General features: G+C 72.7%; 14 protein-coding genes. 7 read left to right on the top strand and 7 right to left on the bottom strand.

Annotated elements, in window-relative coordinates:
- Positions 1 to 18: 18 nt before the first annotated feature.
- The 3 genes from ACIBTX_RS00220 (at position 19) to ACIBTX_RS00210 (ending at position 2789) form a co-directional block, all read left to right on the top strand.
- Positions 19 to 774, top strand: a complete 756-nt coding sequence (locus ACIBTX_RS00220) for a DUF4245 family protein (RefSeq protein ID WP_357130174.1) — start codon at positions 19 to 21, stop codon at positions 772 to 774.
- A gap of 116 nt (positions 775 to 890) precedes the next feature.
- Positions 891 to 1703, top strand: a complete 813-nt coding sequence (locus tag ACIBTX_RS00215) for a hypothetical protein (RefSeq protein ID WP_355048866.1) — start codon at positions 891 to 893, stop codon at positions 1701 to 1703.
- 234 nt (positions 1704 to 1937) lie between these two features.
- On the top strand, positions 1938 to 2789 hold the full coding sequence (locus ACIBTX_RS00210; protein WP_396831748.1) for a hypothetical protein: 852 nt from the start codon (positions 1938 to 1940) through the stop codon (positions 2787 to 2789).
- Positions 2790 to 2831: 42 nt separating this feature from the next.
- Here the strand turns inward: ACIBTX_RS00210 and ACIBTX_RS00205 are convergent, their stop codons facing one another.
- Together ACIBTX_RS00205 and xseA are read right to left on the bottom strand one after the other, a co-directional pair.
- Positions 2832 to 3053: an exodeoxyribonuclease VII small subunit gene (locus tag ACIBTX_RS00205; protein ID WP_355048864.1), complete on the bottom strand. Its 222-nt coding sequence runs from the start codon at positions 3051 to 3053 to the stop codon at positions 2832 to 2834.
- A gap of 30 nt (positions 3054 to 3083) precedes the next feature.
- Positions 3084 to 4349 carry an exodeoxyribonuclease VII large subunit gene (gene xseA, locus ACIBTX_RS00200; RefSeq protein ID WP_396831746.1) on the bottom strand — a complete coding sequence of 422 codons (1266 nt, stop codon included), beginning with the start codon at positions 4347 to 4349 and terminating at the stop codon, positions 3084 to 3086.
- A gap of 108 nt (positions 4350 to 4457) precedes the next feature.
- Here xseA and ACIBTX_RS00195 point away from each other — a divergent pair, with 108 nt between their 5' ends.
- Both ACIBTX_RS00195 and ACIBTX_RS00190 read left to right on the top strand, forming a co-directional pair.
- A complete protein-coding gene (locus ACIBTX_RS00195) occupies positions 4458 to 5456 on the top strand; it encodes a 4-hydroxy-3-methylbut-2-enyl diphosphate reductase (protein ID WP_357130416.1) in 999 nt (332 codons plus the stop codon).
- Between the two features lie 57 nt (positions 5457 to 5513).
- Positions 5514 to 5942: a hypothetical protein gene (locus ACIBTX_RS00190; protein ID WP_357130164.1), complete on the top strand. Its 429-nt coding sequence runs from the start codon at positions 5514 to 5516 to the stop codon at positions 5940 to 5942.
- A gap of 16 nt (positions 5943 to 5958) precedes the next feature.
- Here ACIBTX_RS00190 and ACIBTX_RS00185 read toward each other — a convergent pair whose 3' ends face one another.
- Complete coding sequence (locus ACIBTX_RS00185; protein ID WP_357130161.1) at positions 5959 to 7107, bottom strand: DNA recombination protein RmuC; 1149 nt, start codon at positions 7105 to 7107, stop codon at positions 5959 to 5961.
- Between the two features lie 54 nt (positions 7108 to 7161).
- Here ACIBTX_RS00185 and ACIBTX_RS00180 point away from each other — a divergent pair, with 54 nt between their 5' ends.
- Positions 7162 to 8031: a hypothetical protein gene (locus tag ACIBTX_RS00180; protein WP_357174984.1), complete on the top strand. Its 870-nt coding sequence runs from the start codon at positions 7162 to 7164 to the stop codon at positions 8029 to 8031.
- Between the two features lie 75 nt (positions 8032 to 8106).
- Here the strand turns inward: ACIBTX_RS00180 and ppc are convergent, their stop codons facing one another.
- From ppc to ACIBTX_RS00160, 4 genes are all read right to left on the bottom strand, one after another.
- Positions 8107 to 10893 (bottom strand): phosphoenolpyruvate carboxylase, encoded by a 2787-nt coding sequence (gene ppc, locus ACIBTX_RS00175; protein ID WP_357130155.1) that lies wholly within the window; start codon positions 10891 to 10893, stop codon positions 8107 to 8109.
- A gap of 128 nt (positions 10894 to 11021) precedes the next feature.
- Positions 11022 to 12035: a hypothetical protein gene (locus ACIBTX_RS00170; protein ID WP_357395944.1), complete on the bottom strand. Its 1014-nt coding sequence runs from the start codon at positions 12033 to 12035 to the stop codon at positions 11022 to 11024.
- A 272-nt stretch (positions 12036 to 12307) separates the two neighbouring features.
- Positions 12308 to 13228, bottom strand: a complete 921-nt coding sequence (locus tag ACIBTX_RS00165; RefSeq protein WP_396831741.1) for a helix-turn-helix domain-containing protein — start codon at positions 13226 to 13228, stop codon at positions 12308 to 12310.
- Positions 13229 to 13313: 85 nt separating this feature from the next.
- Positions 13314 to 14222, bottom strand: a complete 909-nt coding sequence (locus ACIBTX_RS00160; RefSeq protein WP_357130147.1) for a cyclase family protein — start codon at positions 14220 to 14222, stop codon at positions 13314 to 13316.
- Between the two features lie 503 nt (positions 14223 to 14725).
- Here ACIBTX_RS00160 and mfd point away from each other — a divergent pair.
- Positions 14726 to 18355, top strand: coding sequence for a transcription-repair coupling factor (gene mfd, locus ACIBTX_RS00155; RefSeq protein WP_357174973.1), 3630 nt, complete (start codon positions 14726 to 14728; stop codon positions 18353 to 18355).
- Positions 18356 to 18428: the final 73 nt, after the last annotated feature.

Genomic DNA, 18428 nt, shown 5'->3' with positions numbered 1-18428 from the left:
GGCTGCGAAGATGGCAGGGTGGAACCCGCACAGCCTGCTGACCGCGTACCCGCCGACCAGACGCCGCCCGACGGCCAGCCGCCGGCCGACCTCCCGGACGCCCCCGGCGCCGGGCCCGCCGCGACGGGCCCGGTGGATCCGACGGCACCGACCACCGGCGAGCCGGCCCTGGTCGCCGACGAGGCGACCCCCGTGGCCGAGCCGGCCCACGTCGGACCGGGGCCGGCGGCCCGGCCGTCGCCGCCCCGGGCGGCCGCGACGGCGGGCAAGTCCGAGCGGTCACCCAAGGACATGGCGATCTCGCTGCTGGTGCTGCTCGTCCCGATCGCCCTGCTGCTGGCGTTCTACCGGGGTTTCCTGGGCGGCGACGAGGCCACCACCGTCGACCCCGCCCCGGCGATCGAACAGGCGCGGTCCGCGAACGCGGTCCCGGTGAGCGAGCCGCACGGGCTCGGCTCCGGATGGCGTACGGTCAGCGCCCGCTACCAGAGCGTCGAGGGTGGCGCGACGCTGCGGATCGGCTACCTGACGCCGGAGGGCAGGGGTGTGCAGCTCGTGCAGAGCAGCGTGCCGGCCGAGCGGCTGCTGCCGGCCGAGCTGACCGACCAGGGGCAGCCACAGGGGCCGACCGAGTTGAGTGGGCGCACGTGGCAGCGGTACACGGCCCGGGGGAACCAGCAGGCGCTGGCCCTGCTGGAGCCGACCCGCACGGTGCTCGTGATCGGTGACGCGCGGGACAACGAACTGCGGGAGTTGGCCGGCGCGCTGGGCTGAGGAGTCCACAGTCGAGGAGGCGCACGCCGAGGGGGCCGGTCCGGTACGCTCCCTCGGCTCGGTCCGGCCCGCACGCGGTGGCCGGACCATGTCCCCTTTTGTGAAGTGAGAACTCAGTGAACATTCGACGGTGGAGCTTCGGCTTCCTCGCCGCCACCCTGCTCGTCCCCGGCCTGGCCGCGTGCAAGTCCGACGCTGCCGAGCCGGCCGCCGCCCCGAGCGCGTCCGCTCCGGCCGTACCGGCCGACCCGAAGGAGGCGCTGCTCGCCTCCACGAAGGAGATGGCCAAGGGCGACTTCACGTTCACCATTGCGGGCGCCGACCTGACCGGCGGTGGCCTGGTGCACAAGCCCAGCAACAGCGCGCAGTTGACCATGAAGATGGGCGACGCCTCCCAGGACGTGTCGATGGAGATGGACCTCATCTACATCGACTCGGAGAGCTGGGTGAAGATGGAGCTCGGCGGCGAAATGGCGGCCATGGTCCCCGAGCTGGCGAAGAACAAGGGCAAGTACCAGCACCTCGACAAGACCAAGGCCAAGGAGATCAAGGACTTCCAGCTCGACCCGGAGACGTTCGACCCGGTCGACAGCGAGACCCTGGTCAAGGGCGTGACCGAGGTGCAGAAGACCGGCGAGGGCAGCTACGCCGGCAAGATCGACATCAGCGCCTCCGCGGAGTCGGTCGCCCTCGACGAGGACGTGGTCAAGGCGCTCGGCGCGCAGGCCAAGTCGCTGCCGTTCACCGCCAAGCTGGACCCGCAGGGTCGCCTCACCGAGCTGGTCATCTCGGTGCCGGCCGCCGGCGAGACCGCCGCGCACGACATCAAGATCGGATACGCGGGCTACGGCGCCGGGACCGGCGCCCAGAAGCCGCCGGCGGACAAGGTGGTCGAAGCCCCGGCGGAGACGTACGAGATGTTCAAGTAAGCCGCAGGGCGGGCCGGGGCGACCAGAGGTCACCCCGGCCCGCTCTGTTCGGCACCGGTTGCCCGCAAACAACCGGACAACAAGGGTGATTGTCCGACGCGTCGACAGGGAACAAGAAGAGAGCGATCCGGGCGCGCCGCTCGGCCCGGATTGTGCGACGTGGCCGAAGGGCTGCCGCGTCGCCCGGTTTCCGGCGCCGACCAGGTAGTCGGGTGACCCCCTTGGGAGACACGTATGACTGTTCGACGACTGGGTGCCGGCCTGGTAGCCGCCGCCCTGTTCACGCCCGCCCTGGCCGCCTGCGCCGGTGGCACGACCGGCACGGCCGGGTCAACCGCGTCCCCGACGGTGAGCGCGTCCGGGGCGCCGAGCCAGTCCGGCGGTGCGCCGGTGTCCGGCGACGCCAAGCAGGCCCTGCTCGACTCCACCAAGGCGATCAGCGACGGCAACTTCCGGTTCACCCTCGCCGGCGCCGGGTCCACGGCCGAGGGGCAGGTGCACCAGCCGAGTCAGAGCGCCGCTCTGAAGTTCGCCATCGGTGGCCCCTCCTCTGACCTGGCCATGAAGCTCGACGTGATCCACGCCAAGCCGGACAGCTGGGTGAAGCTGGAACTGACCGGCCCCACCGCCGACAGCCTGCCCGCCATCAAGCAGCTCAACCTCGGTAAGTACCAGCACCTCGACCAGGCCCGCGTCAAGGGCAACAAGAACCTCGGCTTCGACTTCGACAAGGTCGACCCGGCCGGCAGCGCGGTGCTGACCCAGGGCATCACCGAGGTCCGCAGCACCGGCACCGGCACGTACGCCGGCACCATCGACGTCACCAAGGCCGCCGAGGCGGGCTCGCTGAACGCCGCCACGATCGCCGCGCTGGGCACCCAGGCGAAGACGGTCCCGTTCACCGCGAAGGTCGACCCGCAGGGCCGGCTGAGCGAGCTGGCGCTGCAACTCCCGGCCTCCGGCCAGACCACGGCCCAGGAGATCAAGATGACGTACTCCGACTACGGCTCCGCCACCCCGGCGCAGAAGCCGCCGGCGGACCAGGTCGTCGAAGCGCCCGCCGAGCTGTACAGCCTGTTCAACTGACCGTCGTACGGGTGGGGTGGCTCCGGCCATCCCACCCGACGGTCAGGCGGACGGTTCCTGACGGGCTGCGTCGATTCGCGCCCGCGCACCGTCCAGCCAGCGCTGGCAGATCACCGCCAGCGCCTCGCCGCGCTCCCACAGCGCCAGCGACTCCTCCAGGGACGTGCCGCCGGCCTCCAGCCGCTCGACCACCGAGGCCAGTTCGGCGCGGGCCTGCTCGTAGCTGAGCCGCTCGTCCGGCCCGGCCTTCGTGTCGTCAGTCATCGCGTCCATCTCAGCACACCCCGGTCGGTGTCACTTCGTCGCCACGTCCCCGCCGACCGTCGCGGCCAGCTCGCCCTCGGCGAGGCGTACCCGGAGCGGGTCGCCCTTGCCGACCTCGGCCGCCGCCCGGACGACGTGCCCGTCGGCGCGCTGCACGATCGCGTACCCCCGGTCGAGCGTCGCGGCGGGGGAGAGGGCGCGCAGTCGGGCCAGGGTGTGCCGCAGGTCGTCGTCGGCGGCCGCGACCCGGTGGTCCAGGCAGCGCCCGGCGCGTTGACGCAGTGCGGCCAGCTCGGTCGCACGGTGCTCCACCATCACCTGCGGCCGGGCCAGCACCGGCCGGGAGCGCAGGCTGTCGAGGCGGTGCGACTCCCGGTCGACCAGGTTGCGCACCGCCCGCTGGAGCCGGTGCCGGGCCTGACCGATGAGGCGTACCTCCTCGGTGAGGTCGGGGACCACCCGCTTGGCCGCGTCGGTCGGGGTGGAGGCCCGCAGGTCGGCGACGTAGTCGATCAGCGGCGTGTCCGTCTCGTGGCCGATCGCGCTGACCACCGGGGTACGACAGCCGAAGACGGCCCGGCACAGTGCCTCGTCGGAGAAGGGCAGCAGGTCCTCGATGCCGCCACCACCCCGGGCGATGATGATCACATCGATGCTCGGGTCCGCGTCCAGGACCTTGAGCGCGTCCACGATCTGCGGCACGGCGGACGGGCCCTGCACCGCCACGTTGACCGTCCGGAACTCCACGGCGGGCCAGCGCCGGCGCGCGTTGGTCAGCACGTCCCGCTCGGCGGCGGACGCCCGGCCGGTGATCAGACCGATCCGGCCGGGAAGGAACGGCAGCCGACGCTTGCGGGCCCGGTCGAACAGTCCTTCGGCGGCGAGCAGCTTCTTGAGCTTCTCCAGCCGGGCCAGCAGCTCACCGAGACCCACCTGGCGGATCTCGTCGGCCCGCAGGCTCAACGTGCCCCGGGCGGCGTAGAACTCCGGCTTGGCGTGCAGCACCACCCGGGCACCCTCGCGCAGCTCCGGCGCGCCGGCGTCGAGCACGTCACGGTTGGTGGTGACGGTCAGGCTCAGGTCGGCGGACGGGTCACGCAGGGTCAGGAAAACGGTGGTGGCCCCGGGACGGCGGCTGATCTGCGCCACCTGCCCGTCCACCCACACCCAGCCCAGCTTGGCGATCCACGCCCCGACCTTCTGCGAGACGACACGAACAGGCCAAGGCTCCTCAGCGCTGCTCCGGCCCTCACTGCCCCCACCACCCACCCCACCCACACCACTCACCCCACTCACCCCCCAACCCTACGGAGGCCCTCGGTGATCAAGAAGTTTGCGTCGGATCCGGGCGCGTTTCTGACGCGAACCTCTTGATCACCGGGATTTGGGCGCGGGTGCGGGGGGATCAGCGGCACGTACGATGGGGGGGTGACTGATCTCCGGACTGGTAAGCGCGTGCTTTTGGCCAAGCCTCGTGGCTACTGCGCGGGTGTGGACCGTGCGGTGCAGACCGTCGAGGAGGCGCTGAAGCTGTACGGCGCCCCGATCTACGTCCGCAAGCAGATCGTGCACAACAAGCACGTCGTGCAGACCCTGGAGTCCCAGGGCGCGATCTTCGTGGAGGAGAACGAGGAGGTGCCGGAGGGCTCGACCGTCATCTTCTCCGCGCACGGCGTGGCGCCCGAGGTCTACGAGCAGGCGCGGGAGCGTTCGCTGAAGGCCATCGACGCGACCTGCCCACTGGTCACCAAGGTGCACCAGGAGGCGAAGCGGTTCGCCGCCGAGGACTACGACATCCTGCTGATCGGCCACGAGGGGCACGAGGAGGTCGTCGGCACCGCCGGTGAGGCGCCCGCGCACATCCAGCTCGTGGACGGCCCGGACGGCGTCGACAAGGTCACCGTGCGGAACCCGGAGAAGGTGGTCTGGCTCTCCCAGACCACGCTCTCGGTGGACGAGACCCTGGAGACGGTCGCCCGGCTCAAGCAGCGGCTGCCACTGCTCCAGTCCCCGCCCAGCGACGACATCTGCTATGCCACCTCCAACCGGCAGCACGTGGTCAAGGAGATCGCACCGGAGTGCGACGTGGTGATCGTCGTCGGCTCGACGAACTCGTCCAACTCGGTCCGCCTGGTCGAGGTCGCCCTGGACGCCGGCGCGCGCGCCGGTCACCTCATCGACTTCGCCCACGAGATCGACGACGCCTGGCTGGCCGACGCCCGCACGGTCGGCGTGTCCTCCGGCGCGAGCGTCCCCGAGGACCTGGTCCGCGATGTGCTGGCACATCTGGCCGAGCGCGGCTTCGCCGACGTCGAAGAGATCACCACCGCCAACGAACGGCTCACCTTCTCGCTTCCGCAGGAGCTGAAGCGGGACATGAAGGCCGCCGCGGCCCGCGGCTGACACGATCCAGCGCCAGCGCGGCGGAACGCCGGGCCCGTCCCGTACGTCGAAGACGGCATGAGGACATTTCGGCTCGTCGTCCCCGCTCTGGTCGTCTGCGCGGCGCTGAGCGCCTGCGGTGAAACCGGCGGTCCCGCCACCCCCGGCGGACCGTCGGCGACGACCGGGCAGCCCGCCTCCGCGTCGCCGAGCACTCCCGCGTCGCCCAGCAGCCCCGAGTCGCCCAGCACCCCCGCCCCGCCGATCAAGTCGCCGGGCGGGCCCACCGTCCCGCCGCCGGTCGGCGCCACCGAGCTCACCGGCACGATCACCGCCGGAGTGGAGCCGAACTGCGTTCTCCTCGACGGGTACCTGCTGGTGGGCGGGCCCCGGGACGTGCTGACCGCCGGTGCCCGGGTGACCGTCACCGGCCGGGTGGAAAAGGGCACGATGACCACCTGCCAGCAGGGCATCCCGTTCGTCGTCGAGAGCGCCAACCGGCGTTAGGGAAACGGCCCCCCCGTCAGCGGTCGGCGTCGTTGAGCAGCTCCGGAGCCTGCGGCTGGCGCGGGGTCAGCTCCACCTGGGCGGGGGCCGCCAGCTCCTCGTCCGAGACGCCCAGCTCGGCGAGCTTGCGGGCGCTGACCAGCACCCGCGCCTCCAGCGAGCCGACCGCCCGGTTGTACGCGGTCACCGCGCCGGTCAGCGACGATCCGAGCTTGCCCACGTGGTCGCCGAGGGTGGCGAGCCGGCCGTACAGCTCCCGGGCGAGGGTGTGCACCGCCACCGCGTTGCGGGCCAGCGCCTCCTGCCGCCACGAGTAGGCCACCGTGCGCAGCAGCGCGACCAGGGTGGCCGGCGTGGCCAGCACGATGTTGCGGGCGAACGCGTGCTCCAGCAGCGTCGGATCGCGTTGGAGGGCGACGTCGAGGAACGGGTCGGCCGGGACGAACAGCACCACGAACTCGGGCGAGCTGTCGAACGCCGACCAGTACGACTTGGCGGCCAGGGCGTCGACGTGCCCGCGCAGGTGTCGGGCGTGCGCGTCGAGGTAGGTGTCCCGGCCGCGCTCGTCGCGGGCCTCCATGGCCGTCAGGTACGCGTCGAAGGGCGCCTTCGCGTCCACCACCACGGACCGGCCGCCGTGCAGGCGTACCACCAGATCCGGGCGGACGACCTGATCGTCGGTGGCGGCGGTCACCTGCTCGGAGAAGTCGCAGTGCTCCAGCATGCCGGCCGCCTCGACGATCCGGCGCAGTTGGTGCTCGCCCCAGCGGCCCCGCACCTGTGGCGCGCGCAGCGCGGCCACCAGTTGCTTGGTCTCGGTGCGCAGCTCACCGGAGACGACGTTCATCGAGCGGACCTGCTCGCGCAGCTCGGCGTACGCGTCGACGCGGTCGTGTTCCAGCTCGGCCACCCGCTGCTCGTAGCGGCGCAGGCTGTCGTGCAGCGGCGCCACGGCCCGGGCCACCGCCTCCTGGGACTGCGCCGTCGCCTCGTAGCTCAACGCCCGCATGGACTGCTCCAGCCGCCCCTCGCCCTCGCGGGTGGCCGTCAGGGTGGCGTCCAGCCGGGCGATGTCGGCCGCCGACCGGGACCGGGCCGCGTACCAACCCACCGCCCCGCCGGCACCGAGGCAGACGACCACCACCAGCAACGTCGAGACGTCCATCACCGGAGCTTGCCAGACGGGTGCGACGTGACACCCGGGGGTACGTTCGTTGACATGGAAGCTCTGCTGTGCCTGGTGGTCGTCGTCGCCGCCGTGGTGGGTGCCGGCCTGCTCGCCTACTCCCGGTCCAATGCTCAGCGGCGTGTCGCGCTCGGCGACGCCCGCGCCGAGGCGCAACGGTGGTACGAGCGCCTCGGCGGCCAGTTGATGACCCTGCAGGGTGAGGAGCCCGCCGTCCGGCAGGCGCTCGCCGACGCGGGGGAGCGCTACAACGCGGCCGGCTCGCAGTTGGAGCAGGCGCGGACGCCGAACCAGTTCGCGCTCGCCCGGGAGACCGCGCTGGAGGGGTTGGCGTACATCCGGGCGGCGCGGACGGCGCTGGGCATCGACCCCGGCCCCGAGGTGCCGGCGCTGGCCGCCGCGCGGGGCGTCGGGCAGCTCACCAAGGAGCGCGAGGTCGACGTGCAGGGCCAGACCTTCCGGGCGGGCCCGCAGCCCGGTCGGGACACGCCCTACTACTACCCGGGTGGGCGGTACCAGGGTCGGCCGGTGCCGGCCGGTTGGTACTCGACGCCGTGGTGGAAGACCGCGCTGGGCGCGGGCGCCGGCGTGCTCGGCGGCATGCTGATCGCCGACGCGCTGTTCTCGCCGGCCTTCGCCGATCCGGGGTACGGCTACGACCAGGGCTACCAGGAGGGCTTCGGCGACGGCGCCGACTACGCCGACGACCAGGGCGGCGACGCTGGTGACCAGGGCGGCGACTACGGCGACCAGGGCGGCGACTTCGGTGGCGGCGACCAGGCGGGTGACTTCGGCGGCGGCGACTATGCCGGTGGTGACTTCGGCGGCGGCGGTTTCGGTGGCGGCGACTTCGGTGGTGGCGGCGACTTCGGCGGTGGCGACTTCGGCGGTGGTGACTGGTGACGGGCGCGGAGCGCTGAGCGACATACGAAACGGGCCCCGGTCGACTCGACCGGGGCCCGTTGCCGTGCTGTCTGGTCAGCCGGTGTTGCGCATGCCGGCGGCGATGCCGTTCACGGTGGTGAGCAGCGCCCGTTCCAGGGCCGTGCCGTCGCTGGGAGCGCGTCGACCACCCGGTGCGGTGGCGACCGCCCGGCCCGCCGCGCCGGACTCCCGGTACTGGCGCAGCAGCGCCACCTGGAGGTGGTGCAGCGGCTCCAGGTAGGTGTCGCGCACGGCCAGGGTGCGCTGGAGCACCGGGGAGTTCTCCAGCAGGGCCGGCGAGGCGGTGACGGCCAACACCTCGCGCTTGGTCAGCTCGTACTCCTGCTCGATCTTCTCGAAGATCGGGTGCAGCTTCTTCGGCACCAGCGTCTCGACGTACCGACGGGCGATGCTCAGGTCGGTCTTGGTCAGCATCATCTCGACGTTCGACAGGAACGTGCGGAAGAAATGCCAGTTGCGGTGCATCTCGGCCAGCACGTCCGCCAACCCGGCCTCGCGGGCGGCGGCCAGGCCGGAGCCGACGCCGAACCAGCCCGGCACGATCTGTCGGGTCTGCGTCCACCCGAACACCCACGGGATGGCCCGCAGCCCGGACAGGCCGGCGCCGGTGTTGGGACGCTTCGCCGGCCGGGAGCCGATGTTCAGCGCGCCGAGCAGTTCGGTGGGGGTGGACGCCCAGAAGTACGCCGGCAGGTCCGGGTCCTCGACGAGCGACCGGTACGACCGGAAGGCCGACTCGGACACCACGTCCATCGTCGCGTCCCAGCGTTCCAGCATCTCGGCCGGCTGCCGGGGCGCGGTGTGCAGCAGCGTCGCCTGGAGCACCGCGGCGAGCGTCAGCTCCAGGTTCTCCCGGGCCAGCGACGGCAGCGTGTACTTGTCGGAGATGACCTCGCCCTGCTCGGTCACCTTGATCGCGCCGTCCAGCGTGCCGTACGGCTGGGCCAGGATCGCCTCGTGGGTGGGGCCACCGCCGCGCCCGACCGTACCGCCGCGACCGTGGAAGAGCCGCAGGTGTACGCCGTGCCGGGCGGCCACGTCACGCAGCGCCCGCTGGGCCCGGTGGATCGACCACTGGCTGGTGGTGATCCCCGCCTCCTTGTTGGAGTCGGAGTAGCCGAGCATGACCTCCTGCACGTCGCCACGGGCCGCGACCAGCGCCCGGTACGCGGGCAGTGACAGCAGCTCGTCGAGGATCTCGCCGCCGGCGTTCAGCTCGGCCGGGGTCTCCAACAGCGGCACGAAACCGATGCGGGCCCGGCCGCTGTGCACGTCGACCAGCCCGGCCTCGCGGGCGAGCACCACGGCGGCCAGCACGTCGTCGACGCCCAGGGTCATCGAGATGATGTACGACTCGATGACCTCCGCGCCGAACCGGTCCTGCGCCTCGCGGATCGTGCTGAACACGTCGAACGTCTTGCGGGCCGACTCGGTCAGCGGGGTGTCCAGGGTGGACAGCGGTCGCCGGCCGGTCAGCTCGTCGGCGAGCAGCTTGGTGCGCTCCAACCGGCTCAACGCCGGGTAGTCCGGCACCTCGCCGACCGCCTCGTAGAGCTGGGTGAGCACCTCGTGGTGCTTCTCGGCGTGCTCCCGGACGTCCATGGTCGCCAGGTGCAGGCCGAACGCGGACACCGTCCGGATGGTGGAGGCCAGCCGGCCGACGGCCGTGAGCTGCCCCGAGTTGCGGGCCAGCGACGCGCGCAGCAGGTCCAGGTCGGCGATCAGCTCGGCCGAGCCCCGGTAGTCCCGACCCGGCACGTGGGCCGTGCCCTGGCGCAGCCGCTGCCGGGTGTTGGCCAGCTTGGCCTTCACGCAGCGCGCCTTGAGCCGGTAGGGCTCCTCGGCGTTGACCCGGCGGAACCGGGCCGCCACCTCGGGTAGCGCGTCGAGGTCGGCGGCGAGGCTGGCGGAGAGGTCGAGCGACACCCCGCGCAGCCGGCGCGAGACCGAAACCTCGTTGATCAGGTGGTCCATCGCCTTCTCGGTGGCGGCGATGCCGTGCTCGTGCTGGATGGTCAGCACCTCGCGGGTGACCGCCGGGGTGACGAACGGGTTGCCGTCGCGGTCGCCGCCGATCCAGGTGCCGAAGCTCAGTGGGCGGGCCGTCGGCGACGTCTCCACGCCGAGGGTGCGCAGGGTGTCGGCCAGGTCGTCGAGCACCTGCGGCGCGGCCTCGGCGTACAGGTCCCGCAGGTAGTAGATGGCGTTGCGGGCCTCGTCGGTCGGGTCCGGCCGGTCCAGCCGCAGCTCGTCGGTCTGCCACATGAGGTCCAGCAGCTCGGCCAGCCGGCGGTTGGCCGGGCCCTCGTCGCTCGCGCCGTAGAGGATCGCGTTGGCGGTCTCGGTGTCCAACTCGTCGGCGATGGCCCGCAGCTTCGACAGGATCGAGCGGCGGGCCGCCTCGGTGGGGTGGGCGGTGAAGACCGGCCGGACCGCCAGCCGGCGGGCGACGGCGGCGATCTCCTCGGCCGGCACGCCGCGCTCGGCGATCATCTTGGCTGCCTGGTCGAGCCAGCCGCCCTGCACGGCGCGGCGGCGGCGCAGGTCCCGTGCGCGGTGCACCTGCTCGGTGATGTTGGCCAGGTGGAAGTAGGTGGAGAAGGCGCGGGCCAGCTTGGTGCCGGTGGTCACGTCGAGCCCGCCGAGCCGCTGGGCGGCGGCCGGGACGTCGGAGCGTACCTGGGCGCGGATCTCCTCGACGAGGTCGAGGAGCGGGCGGCCCTCCTGGCGGGCCAGGGTCTGGCCGAGGAGGGTGCCGAGCCGGCGGATGTCGGCGCGCAGCGCGGCGTCCGGGCCGTCGTGGTCGTGCTGGTCGGTCACGATGCGCTCCTTACGTGAGTACGAAGGACAGCGCTGTCCGACTCCCTGGATGGTATCCGCGTCTGGCCCTCCGGCAGGAGGGGCTCCGGGCGCGCCGCGTCGTGAGACGGAACACCCCGGAGATCACCTCAGGGTCTTGCGCGGGTGCCTGCCCGGCCTCCCCGCACCACGGTCGCGGCGAGCAGGGCCGCCAGGGCGACCACCGCCCACAGCGCCAGCCCGGTCAGGGGCCAGCCGATCGACCGTCGGTCGAAGTACACCGCCGACTTGACCAGGTCGGTGGCGAGTCCGGGCACGTTCCACCGGTGCATGCCGCGCAGCCAGGTGGGCAGGAACTCCGGGGCGTAGATGCCGCCGGAACCCGGATTGCCGAGCACCACCAGCAGCAGGATCACCAGTCCGGTGCCGAGCACGCCCAACCAGCCCTGCACGGCGGCGGCCACCATCGCGGCGGCGAAGGCGGCGAGCATGCCGGTGCCGGCGACGGCCGGCAGGTCGTGGTGCCAGACGTCCAGCACCGGGCCGACGATCACCGCGCCGGCGATGCCGAGCACGACGCTGTAGACGGCGAGCGCGCCGATCCGTACGCCCGCGCGGCGCAGGGTGCGCGGCGTGGTGCCGACGGAGATGCCGAGCGCGGTCGAGGCCAGGTACCCGCCGAGGACGCACCCGATCGCCAGGTAGAACGGGACCAGACCGCGCGGGTCGGTGTCGGCGACCGGCACCTCGTCGGCCACCCGCAGTGGCATCCGGGCCTGTTCGGCGGCGGCGGTGAGGACCTGCACGACGACCTCGGTGGCGGCCGGCGCGCTGGCGCTGGCGGTGGTCAGGACGAACCCGCCGTCGGGGGTGGAGCCGAGTACCCCGTACACCTCGCGGCTGGTCAGACCGTCGTCGGCGGCGCCCGGGTCGGCGTACTCGATGGCCTTGATCGTGTTGGTCCGGTCGCGAACGGCGGTCAGGACCGTTCGTGCGGCCTGGTCGCCGCTCGCCACGCCGACCGGCACGTCGCGGGGGTGGGGTTGGTGCAGGGCGCCGACGTACGCGGCGATGAACGCGACGGCCAGCGCCAGGGTGCCGAGCAGCAGTCCGGCGGTACGAGGAATCTGGTCGCGTATCCGGACCTCCGGCGACTCGTCCACCAGGCCAGCCTAGGGTGCGGTTTGTTCTGCTTGGGGCTTTTCTGCCGGTGGGCGTCCGATCCTGACCGCCATCCGGCGCAGACGAGCAATTTTCTTCAAGACCTGTTCAAGGTGGCGCGGCGACGATGGTTCTCGTCGGTCCGGAGGTCCCCCGCCCAGGGTGGCCGACCCGGAGCCCGCGGGCCTGTTCGGGGAGGCCCGAAGCCCGGTGCGGACCCGCGCCCAGGGAGGTGCCGTACGCCCCAGGTACGGCACCTCCACCGCGTCCGGTGTCAGGCGCTGACGCTCGGGTCCGACCCGGCGGGGGCGAGCAGTCGACGCAGGCGCGCGGGTGGATGCCCCACCTGCTCGCGGACCACCCGGGTCAGGTGCGCCTGGTCGGCGAAGCCGTACTCGGTGGCGAGCGCGCCCAGCGGACGGCCGTCGGGCTCGGCGAGGGTGTCCAGTACGGCGCGCACCCGAAGGCGGTTGCGGTAGGCGGTCAGGCTGCTGCCGGTCACCCGCTGGAACACCCGGCTGAGGTGGTGCGGTGAGCTGCCCACCTCCCGGGCCACCTCAGCCAGGCCGAGGGTGAAGCCGGAGTGGGCCAGCACCTCGCGCGCCCGGTCGGCGAGCCGCCGGTGCGCGGCCAGCGTCGCCGGCCGTCGGCGGACGGCCCGCTCGACCTCGGCGTCCACCTCGTCCGCGGCGAGGTCGCTGTTGTGCAGCAGGCGGGCCAGGAACCGCTGGAGCCGCTCGGCCATCTCGAACCGGTCGAGCCCGCGCCGGAACTCGGCCACCAGCAGCCGGTGCGCCAGGTCCAGCGTGGCGTCCGAGGTGCCCGCCCAGCCGCTCCGGTCCATCCAGCGCTGGGCGTCCGGCCGGTCCGCCAGCACCGACGGATCGATCTCCAGGCAGGTGTACGAGTCGCCGCAGCCGAACGGATGCGCCACGGCCATGTCGTCCCCGGGCCGGGTGAGCAGCACCGAGGTGGCGTCGGAGAGCTCGACCCGCCCGTTGAGCCGACGCCGGTACGCCCCGGACCGGCCCAGCATGATCTTGTGACGGTCCTGGGTGACGGTCTCCGTCCACCCGTGGTTCTCGACGATGCAGCGCACCTGGTAGATCAGCATCCCGTCCGGGTGCCCGAGCACCCGCCAACGGGCCGGGGTGGTGTGCCGACGCGGATCACTACCGAATCCCTCAGCGGGCACAGCATCCCCCGACTCCCGACCTGCTCGGCACCGCACGGCGTTCCGTGACCGTCACGGCCTCAGCTCTCGACCACGGCTCTCGACCTCAGCTCTCGACCACGGCGAAGGCGCGGACCGGGAAGGTGCCCATCCCGGCCACCATCGGCGGCGCCGCGGTGAACCGGAACCCGGTCGGCGGCAGCGCGCCCAGGCCGGTCAGGTGCTCCACGACCGGGATGCCGGCGGCGAGCAGGACGCTGTGCGCGGGGCGTACGCCGTTCGCCGCCGGGCTCATGTCGTCGATGTTGATCGAGTCGATGCCGACCAGGGCCGCGCCCGCGTCGGCCAGTGCCCGCGCGCCGTCCTCGCTCAGGTACGGCGCCTCCGGCGCGGCGTACCGCTCGGCGCCGAAGTGCGCGTCCCACCCGGTGTGCAGCAGCACCGCACGCCCGGCCACCTCGTACGGTGCCAGCAGCAGCCGATCCACGGCTCGGGTGTCGGCCGGTACCCGGACCACCACCCCGGGCAGGTCGGCGAGGCGGTCCAACGACACCCCGGTCAGATCCTCGCGACCGGCCCAGCGGTGGGCGGGGGTGTCCACGTACGTGCCGGTGTTGGCGATCATGTCGATCCGGGCCACGTGGAACTCGGTGCCCGGCGCGTACCGCTCCCGGGACGCCGCGTACGTCAGCCAGTCGGTGACCCGCGGACCCGGCCACCCGGGCAGGGTGGTCATCCCGTCGCTGATGACGTGGCTCAACTCCACCAGCCGGCGACCGCCGCCGGTCGGGGCGACGGCGCGGCCACCCTTGTGCGGTTCCTCGATGATCGTTTTCGCGCTGATCCGGACCTCGGCGACCATGAGCAGCCCGAGATGCCGGACGAAGAGCGCGGCCAGATCGTCATCGGTGATCTCCGGCCCAGGGATGTCCAGCCGGAACCCCTCGGTCCGCAGCCCGCCTCCGTTGGCGAAGCTGACCTCCGCGTCGAATTGCGCCCGCCACTGCTCACCCATCCCCGCACTCGACCACGGCGTCCCGCCCCGGTCAAGATCCGCGCGGACTCGCGCTGTACGCATCGGCTCGCGCTGTACGCATCGGCTCGCGCTGTAGCGCATGCGCACGCGGCAAGTCTGCGGGCGCGGGGCAAGATCGCGGGCGCCGGGCAAGATCCGCGCAACTTCCCCGTTATTGCTGTCTCCGACGCGTCTGAAGCAGCAGTATCCCCGAAGTTGTGAGGATCTTGGGCGCGGGGCGCGGGGCGCGGGGCGCGGGGCGCGGGGCGCGGGGCGCGGGGCGCGGGGCGGAGCGGGGCGCGAGGCGGAGCGGGGCGCGGGGCGGAGCGGGGCACGAGGGCACGGGGCACGAGGGCGCGAGGGCGGGCGACGCGAGGGCGTGGGACCTGGGCGGAACGGGGTGGGTGTCGGTGGACGGGGATAGGCTTGTGGGGTGCGCACCCCCCGTCCGACTGGGCGAGGGGCCCGCCGTCGTGTGCGTCGACTCCCCTGGAAGGACTCCCTTGCTCACCGGTCTGTTCTCCGCCGCCCTGGCCGACCCCGGGCTGGCCCGGGCGCGTGACCTGGCGCGCTCCGGTGCCGCCCAGGTCGATGGCCTCGACATCACCGCTCCTGCCGCGCTGCGCCCGTTCGCCGTCGCGGCCGTCGCCGCGGACACCGGCGGGGCCGGGCGACCCGTGCTGGCCGTGACCGCCACCACCCGCGAGGCCGACGACCTGGCCGCCGCGCTCGGCGGGCTGCTGCCGCCGGAGCAGGTGGTGGTCTTCCCCTCCTGGGAGACGCTGCCGCACGAACGGCTCTCCCCCCGATCGGACACGGTGGGCCGACGGCTGGCCGTGCTGCGCCGCCTCGCGCACCCCGAGTCGGCTGACGCGCACGGTCGGACCGGCCCCCTGCGGGTGGTGGTCGCCCCGGTCCGGTCGCTGCTGCAACCGCAGCTCAAGGGCCTCGGTGACCTGGAACCGGTGCAGCTCGCGGCCGGCGAGGAAGCGGACCTTGAGGTGGTCGCCCGCCGACTCACCGACATGGCGTACGCCCGGGTCGACCTGGTCACCAAGCGCGGCGAGTTCGCGGTGCGCGGCGGCATCCTGGACGTGTTCCCGCCCACCGACGAGCACCCGTCCCGGGTCGAGTTCTGGGGCGACGAGGTGGAGGAGATCCGCACCTTCGCGGTCGCCGACCAGCGCACCATCGAGCAGGTGCCGCTGCTGTGGGCGCCGCCCTGCCGGGAGCTGCTGCTGACCCCAACAGTGCGCGAGCGGGCCGCCGCGCTCGCCGAGCAGCACCCCGAGCTGGCCGAGATCCTGGACAAGCTGGCCGAGGGTATCCCGGTGGAGGGGATGGAGTCGCTGGCCCCGGTGCTGGTCGGCCCCGACTCGCTGGAGCTGCTGCTGGACGCGATGCCGGCCGGCACCCACGTCCTGCTGTGCGACCCGGAGCGCATTCGCACGAGGGCGCACGATCTGGTGCGTACCTCTGAGGAGTTTTTGCAGGCCTCCTGGGCCGCCGCCGCGGTCGGCGGCCAGGCACCGGTGGACGTCGGCGCCGCCGCCTTCCGCACCCTGGCCGAGGTACGCGCCACCGCCGGCACGCTCCGCCAGCCCTGGTGGACGCTGTCCCCGTTCGGATTGGTCGAGGCGGAGACCGCCGAGGCGCGGCAGCCCTGGGAGGACGCGCCCGAGCAGGCCAGCGTCACCCCGGACGACGCCATCGCGGTGACCCTCGCCGCCCAGCCCGCCCCGCTCTACCACGGCGAGACCGCGCGGGTCGTCGACGACCTCAAGCGCTGGGCCGGCGAGGGCTGGTCGATCGCGCTGGTCTTTGAGGGGCACGGCCCCGCCCAGCGTGCCGTGGAGGTCCTGCGCGACGCGGGCCTGGGCGCGCGGCTCACCGAGGAGGTGCCCACCGCACCCGCCCCCGGCGACCTGGTCGTCACCTGTGGCGCGCTGACCAGCGGATTCGTCGACGAGGCGTCCCGTTTCGTGCTGCTGACCGGTAACGACGTGACCGGTGGCCGGGGCACCTCGACGCGGGACATGCGCAAGATGCCGAGCCGCCGGCGCAACACGATCGACCCGCTGGAGCTCAAGGCCGGCGACTACGTGGTGCACGAGCAGCACGGCATCGGTCGGTACGTCGAGCTGGTGCAGCGCACCGTCAACGGCGCCAGCAGGGAATACCTGGTCATCGAGTACGCGGCCAGCAAGCGTGGCCAGCCCGGCGACCGGCTGTTCGTCCCCACCGACCAGCTCGACCAGCTCTCCCGTTACGTGGGCGGTGAGCAGCCGACCCTGCACAAGATGGGCGGCTCGGACTGGCAGAAGTCCAAGGCCCGTGCCCGCAAGGCGGTCCGGGAGATCGCCGCGCAGCTCATCCAGCTCTACGCCGCTCGCAAGGCGTCCAAGGGCCACTCGTTCGGCCCGGACACCCCGTGGCAGCGCGAGTTGGAGGACGCCTTCCCGTGGCAGGAGACGCCCGACCAGCTCGCCGCGATCGACGAGGTCAAGCGGGACATGGAGCAGACCGTCCCGATGGACCGGTTGATCTGTGGCGACGTCGGCTACGGCAAGACCGAGATCGCGGTGCGGGCGGCGTTCAAGGCCGTGCAGGACGGTAAGCAGGTGGCGGTGCTCGTGCCGACGACCCTGCTGGTGCAGCAGCACTACAACACGTTCGCCGAGCGGATGAGCCAGTTCCCGGTGCAGATCCGGCAGCTGTCGAGGTTCCAGACCGCCAAGGAGACCGAGCGGACGCTGGAGATGGTCGCCGACGGCACCGTCGACATCGTCATCGGCACGCACCGGCTCCTGCAGACGGCGACGCGGTTCAAGCAGCTCGGGCTGGTGATCGTCGACGAGGAGCAGCGTTTCGGTGTCGAGCACAAGGAGCACCTGAAGACGCTGCGCGCCTCGGTGGACGTGCTCAGCATGTCGGCCACCCCGATCCCGCGCACCCTGGAGATGGCGATCACCGGCATCCGGGAGATGTCCACCATCGCCACCCCGCCGGAGGAGCGGCACCCGGTGCTCACCTTCGTGGGCGCGCAGGACGACCGGCAGGTCGCCGCGTCCATCCACCGCGAGCTGCTGCGCGACGGGCAGGTCTTCTACCTGCACAACCGGGTCGAGTCGATCGACCGGGCGGCGCGGCGGCTGCGCGAGCTGGTGCCCGAGGCGCGGGTGGCCGTGGCGCACGGGCAGATGGGCGAGGAGGCCCTGGAGAAGGTCATGGTCGGCTTCTGGGAGAAGGAGTTCGACGTCCTGGTCTGCACGACCATCGTGGAGTCGGGCATCGACATCCCGAACGCCAACACCCTGATCGTCGAGCGGGCCGACCTGCTCGGGCTGGCCCAGCTGCACCAGATCCGGGGTCGGGTCGGCCGGGGCCGGGAGCGGGCGTACGCGTACTTCCTCTACCCGCCGGAGAAGCCGCTCACCGAGCACGCCCACGAGCGGCTGGCCACCATCGCGCAGCACACCGAGCTGGGCGCCGGCATGTACGTGGCCATGAAGGACCTGGAGATCCGGGGTGCCGGCAACCTGCTCGGCGGTGAGCAGTCCGGGCACATCGAGGGCGTCGGCTTCGACCTGTACGTGCGGATGGTCGGCGAGGCGGTCTCCGCGTTCAAGGGCGAGCGCCAGGAGGAGGAGACCGACGTCAAGATCGACCTGCCGGTCGACGCGCACCTGCCGCACGACTACGTGGGCGTGGAACGCCTGCGCCTGGAGATGTACCGCAAGCTCGCCGAGGCGCGCGACGAGGACCGCCTGCGCGAGGTCGTCGCCGAGATGACCGACCGGTACGGCGAGCCGCCCGCCCCCGTGCAGAACCTGGTGGCGGTGGCCCGGTTCCGCCTGCTGGCCCGCCGGTACGGCCTGTCCGACGTGACCATGCAGGGCAAGCACATCCGGTTCGGGCCGCTGCCGCTGCCGGACTCGAAGCAGATGCGGCTCAAGCGCTACCACCCGGACGCGGTCTACAAGCAGGCCACCGACCAGGTCAGCGTGCCCCGGCCGAGCACCCGTCGGATCGGTGGCGAACCGCTGCGCGACCAGGCGTTGCTCGAATGGTGTGCGCAACTGCTCGCCGACGTCCTGGGCGCCCCCGCGCCGCTCGCCGCCGCGCCCGCGTGACGGTCCCGTACGCGGGCGAGGCGCGTACGCGAGCCGGGTTGTGGCCGCGACGTCGGCGCGGTGAGGTGGGGGC

This window comes from Micromonospora sp. NPDC049359, from assembly GCF_044466585.1.
Classification (GTDB): domain Bacteria; phylum Actinomycetota; class Actinomycetes; order Mycobacteriales; family Micromonosporaceae; genus Micromonospora.
The sequence above is the reverse complement of the archived record's forward strand: the minus strand, read 5'-3'. Positions and strand labels throughout refer to the sequence as shown.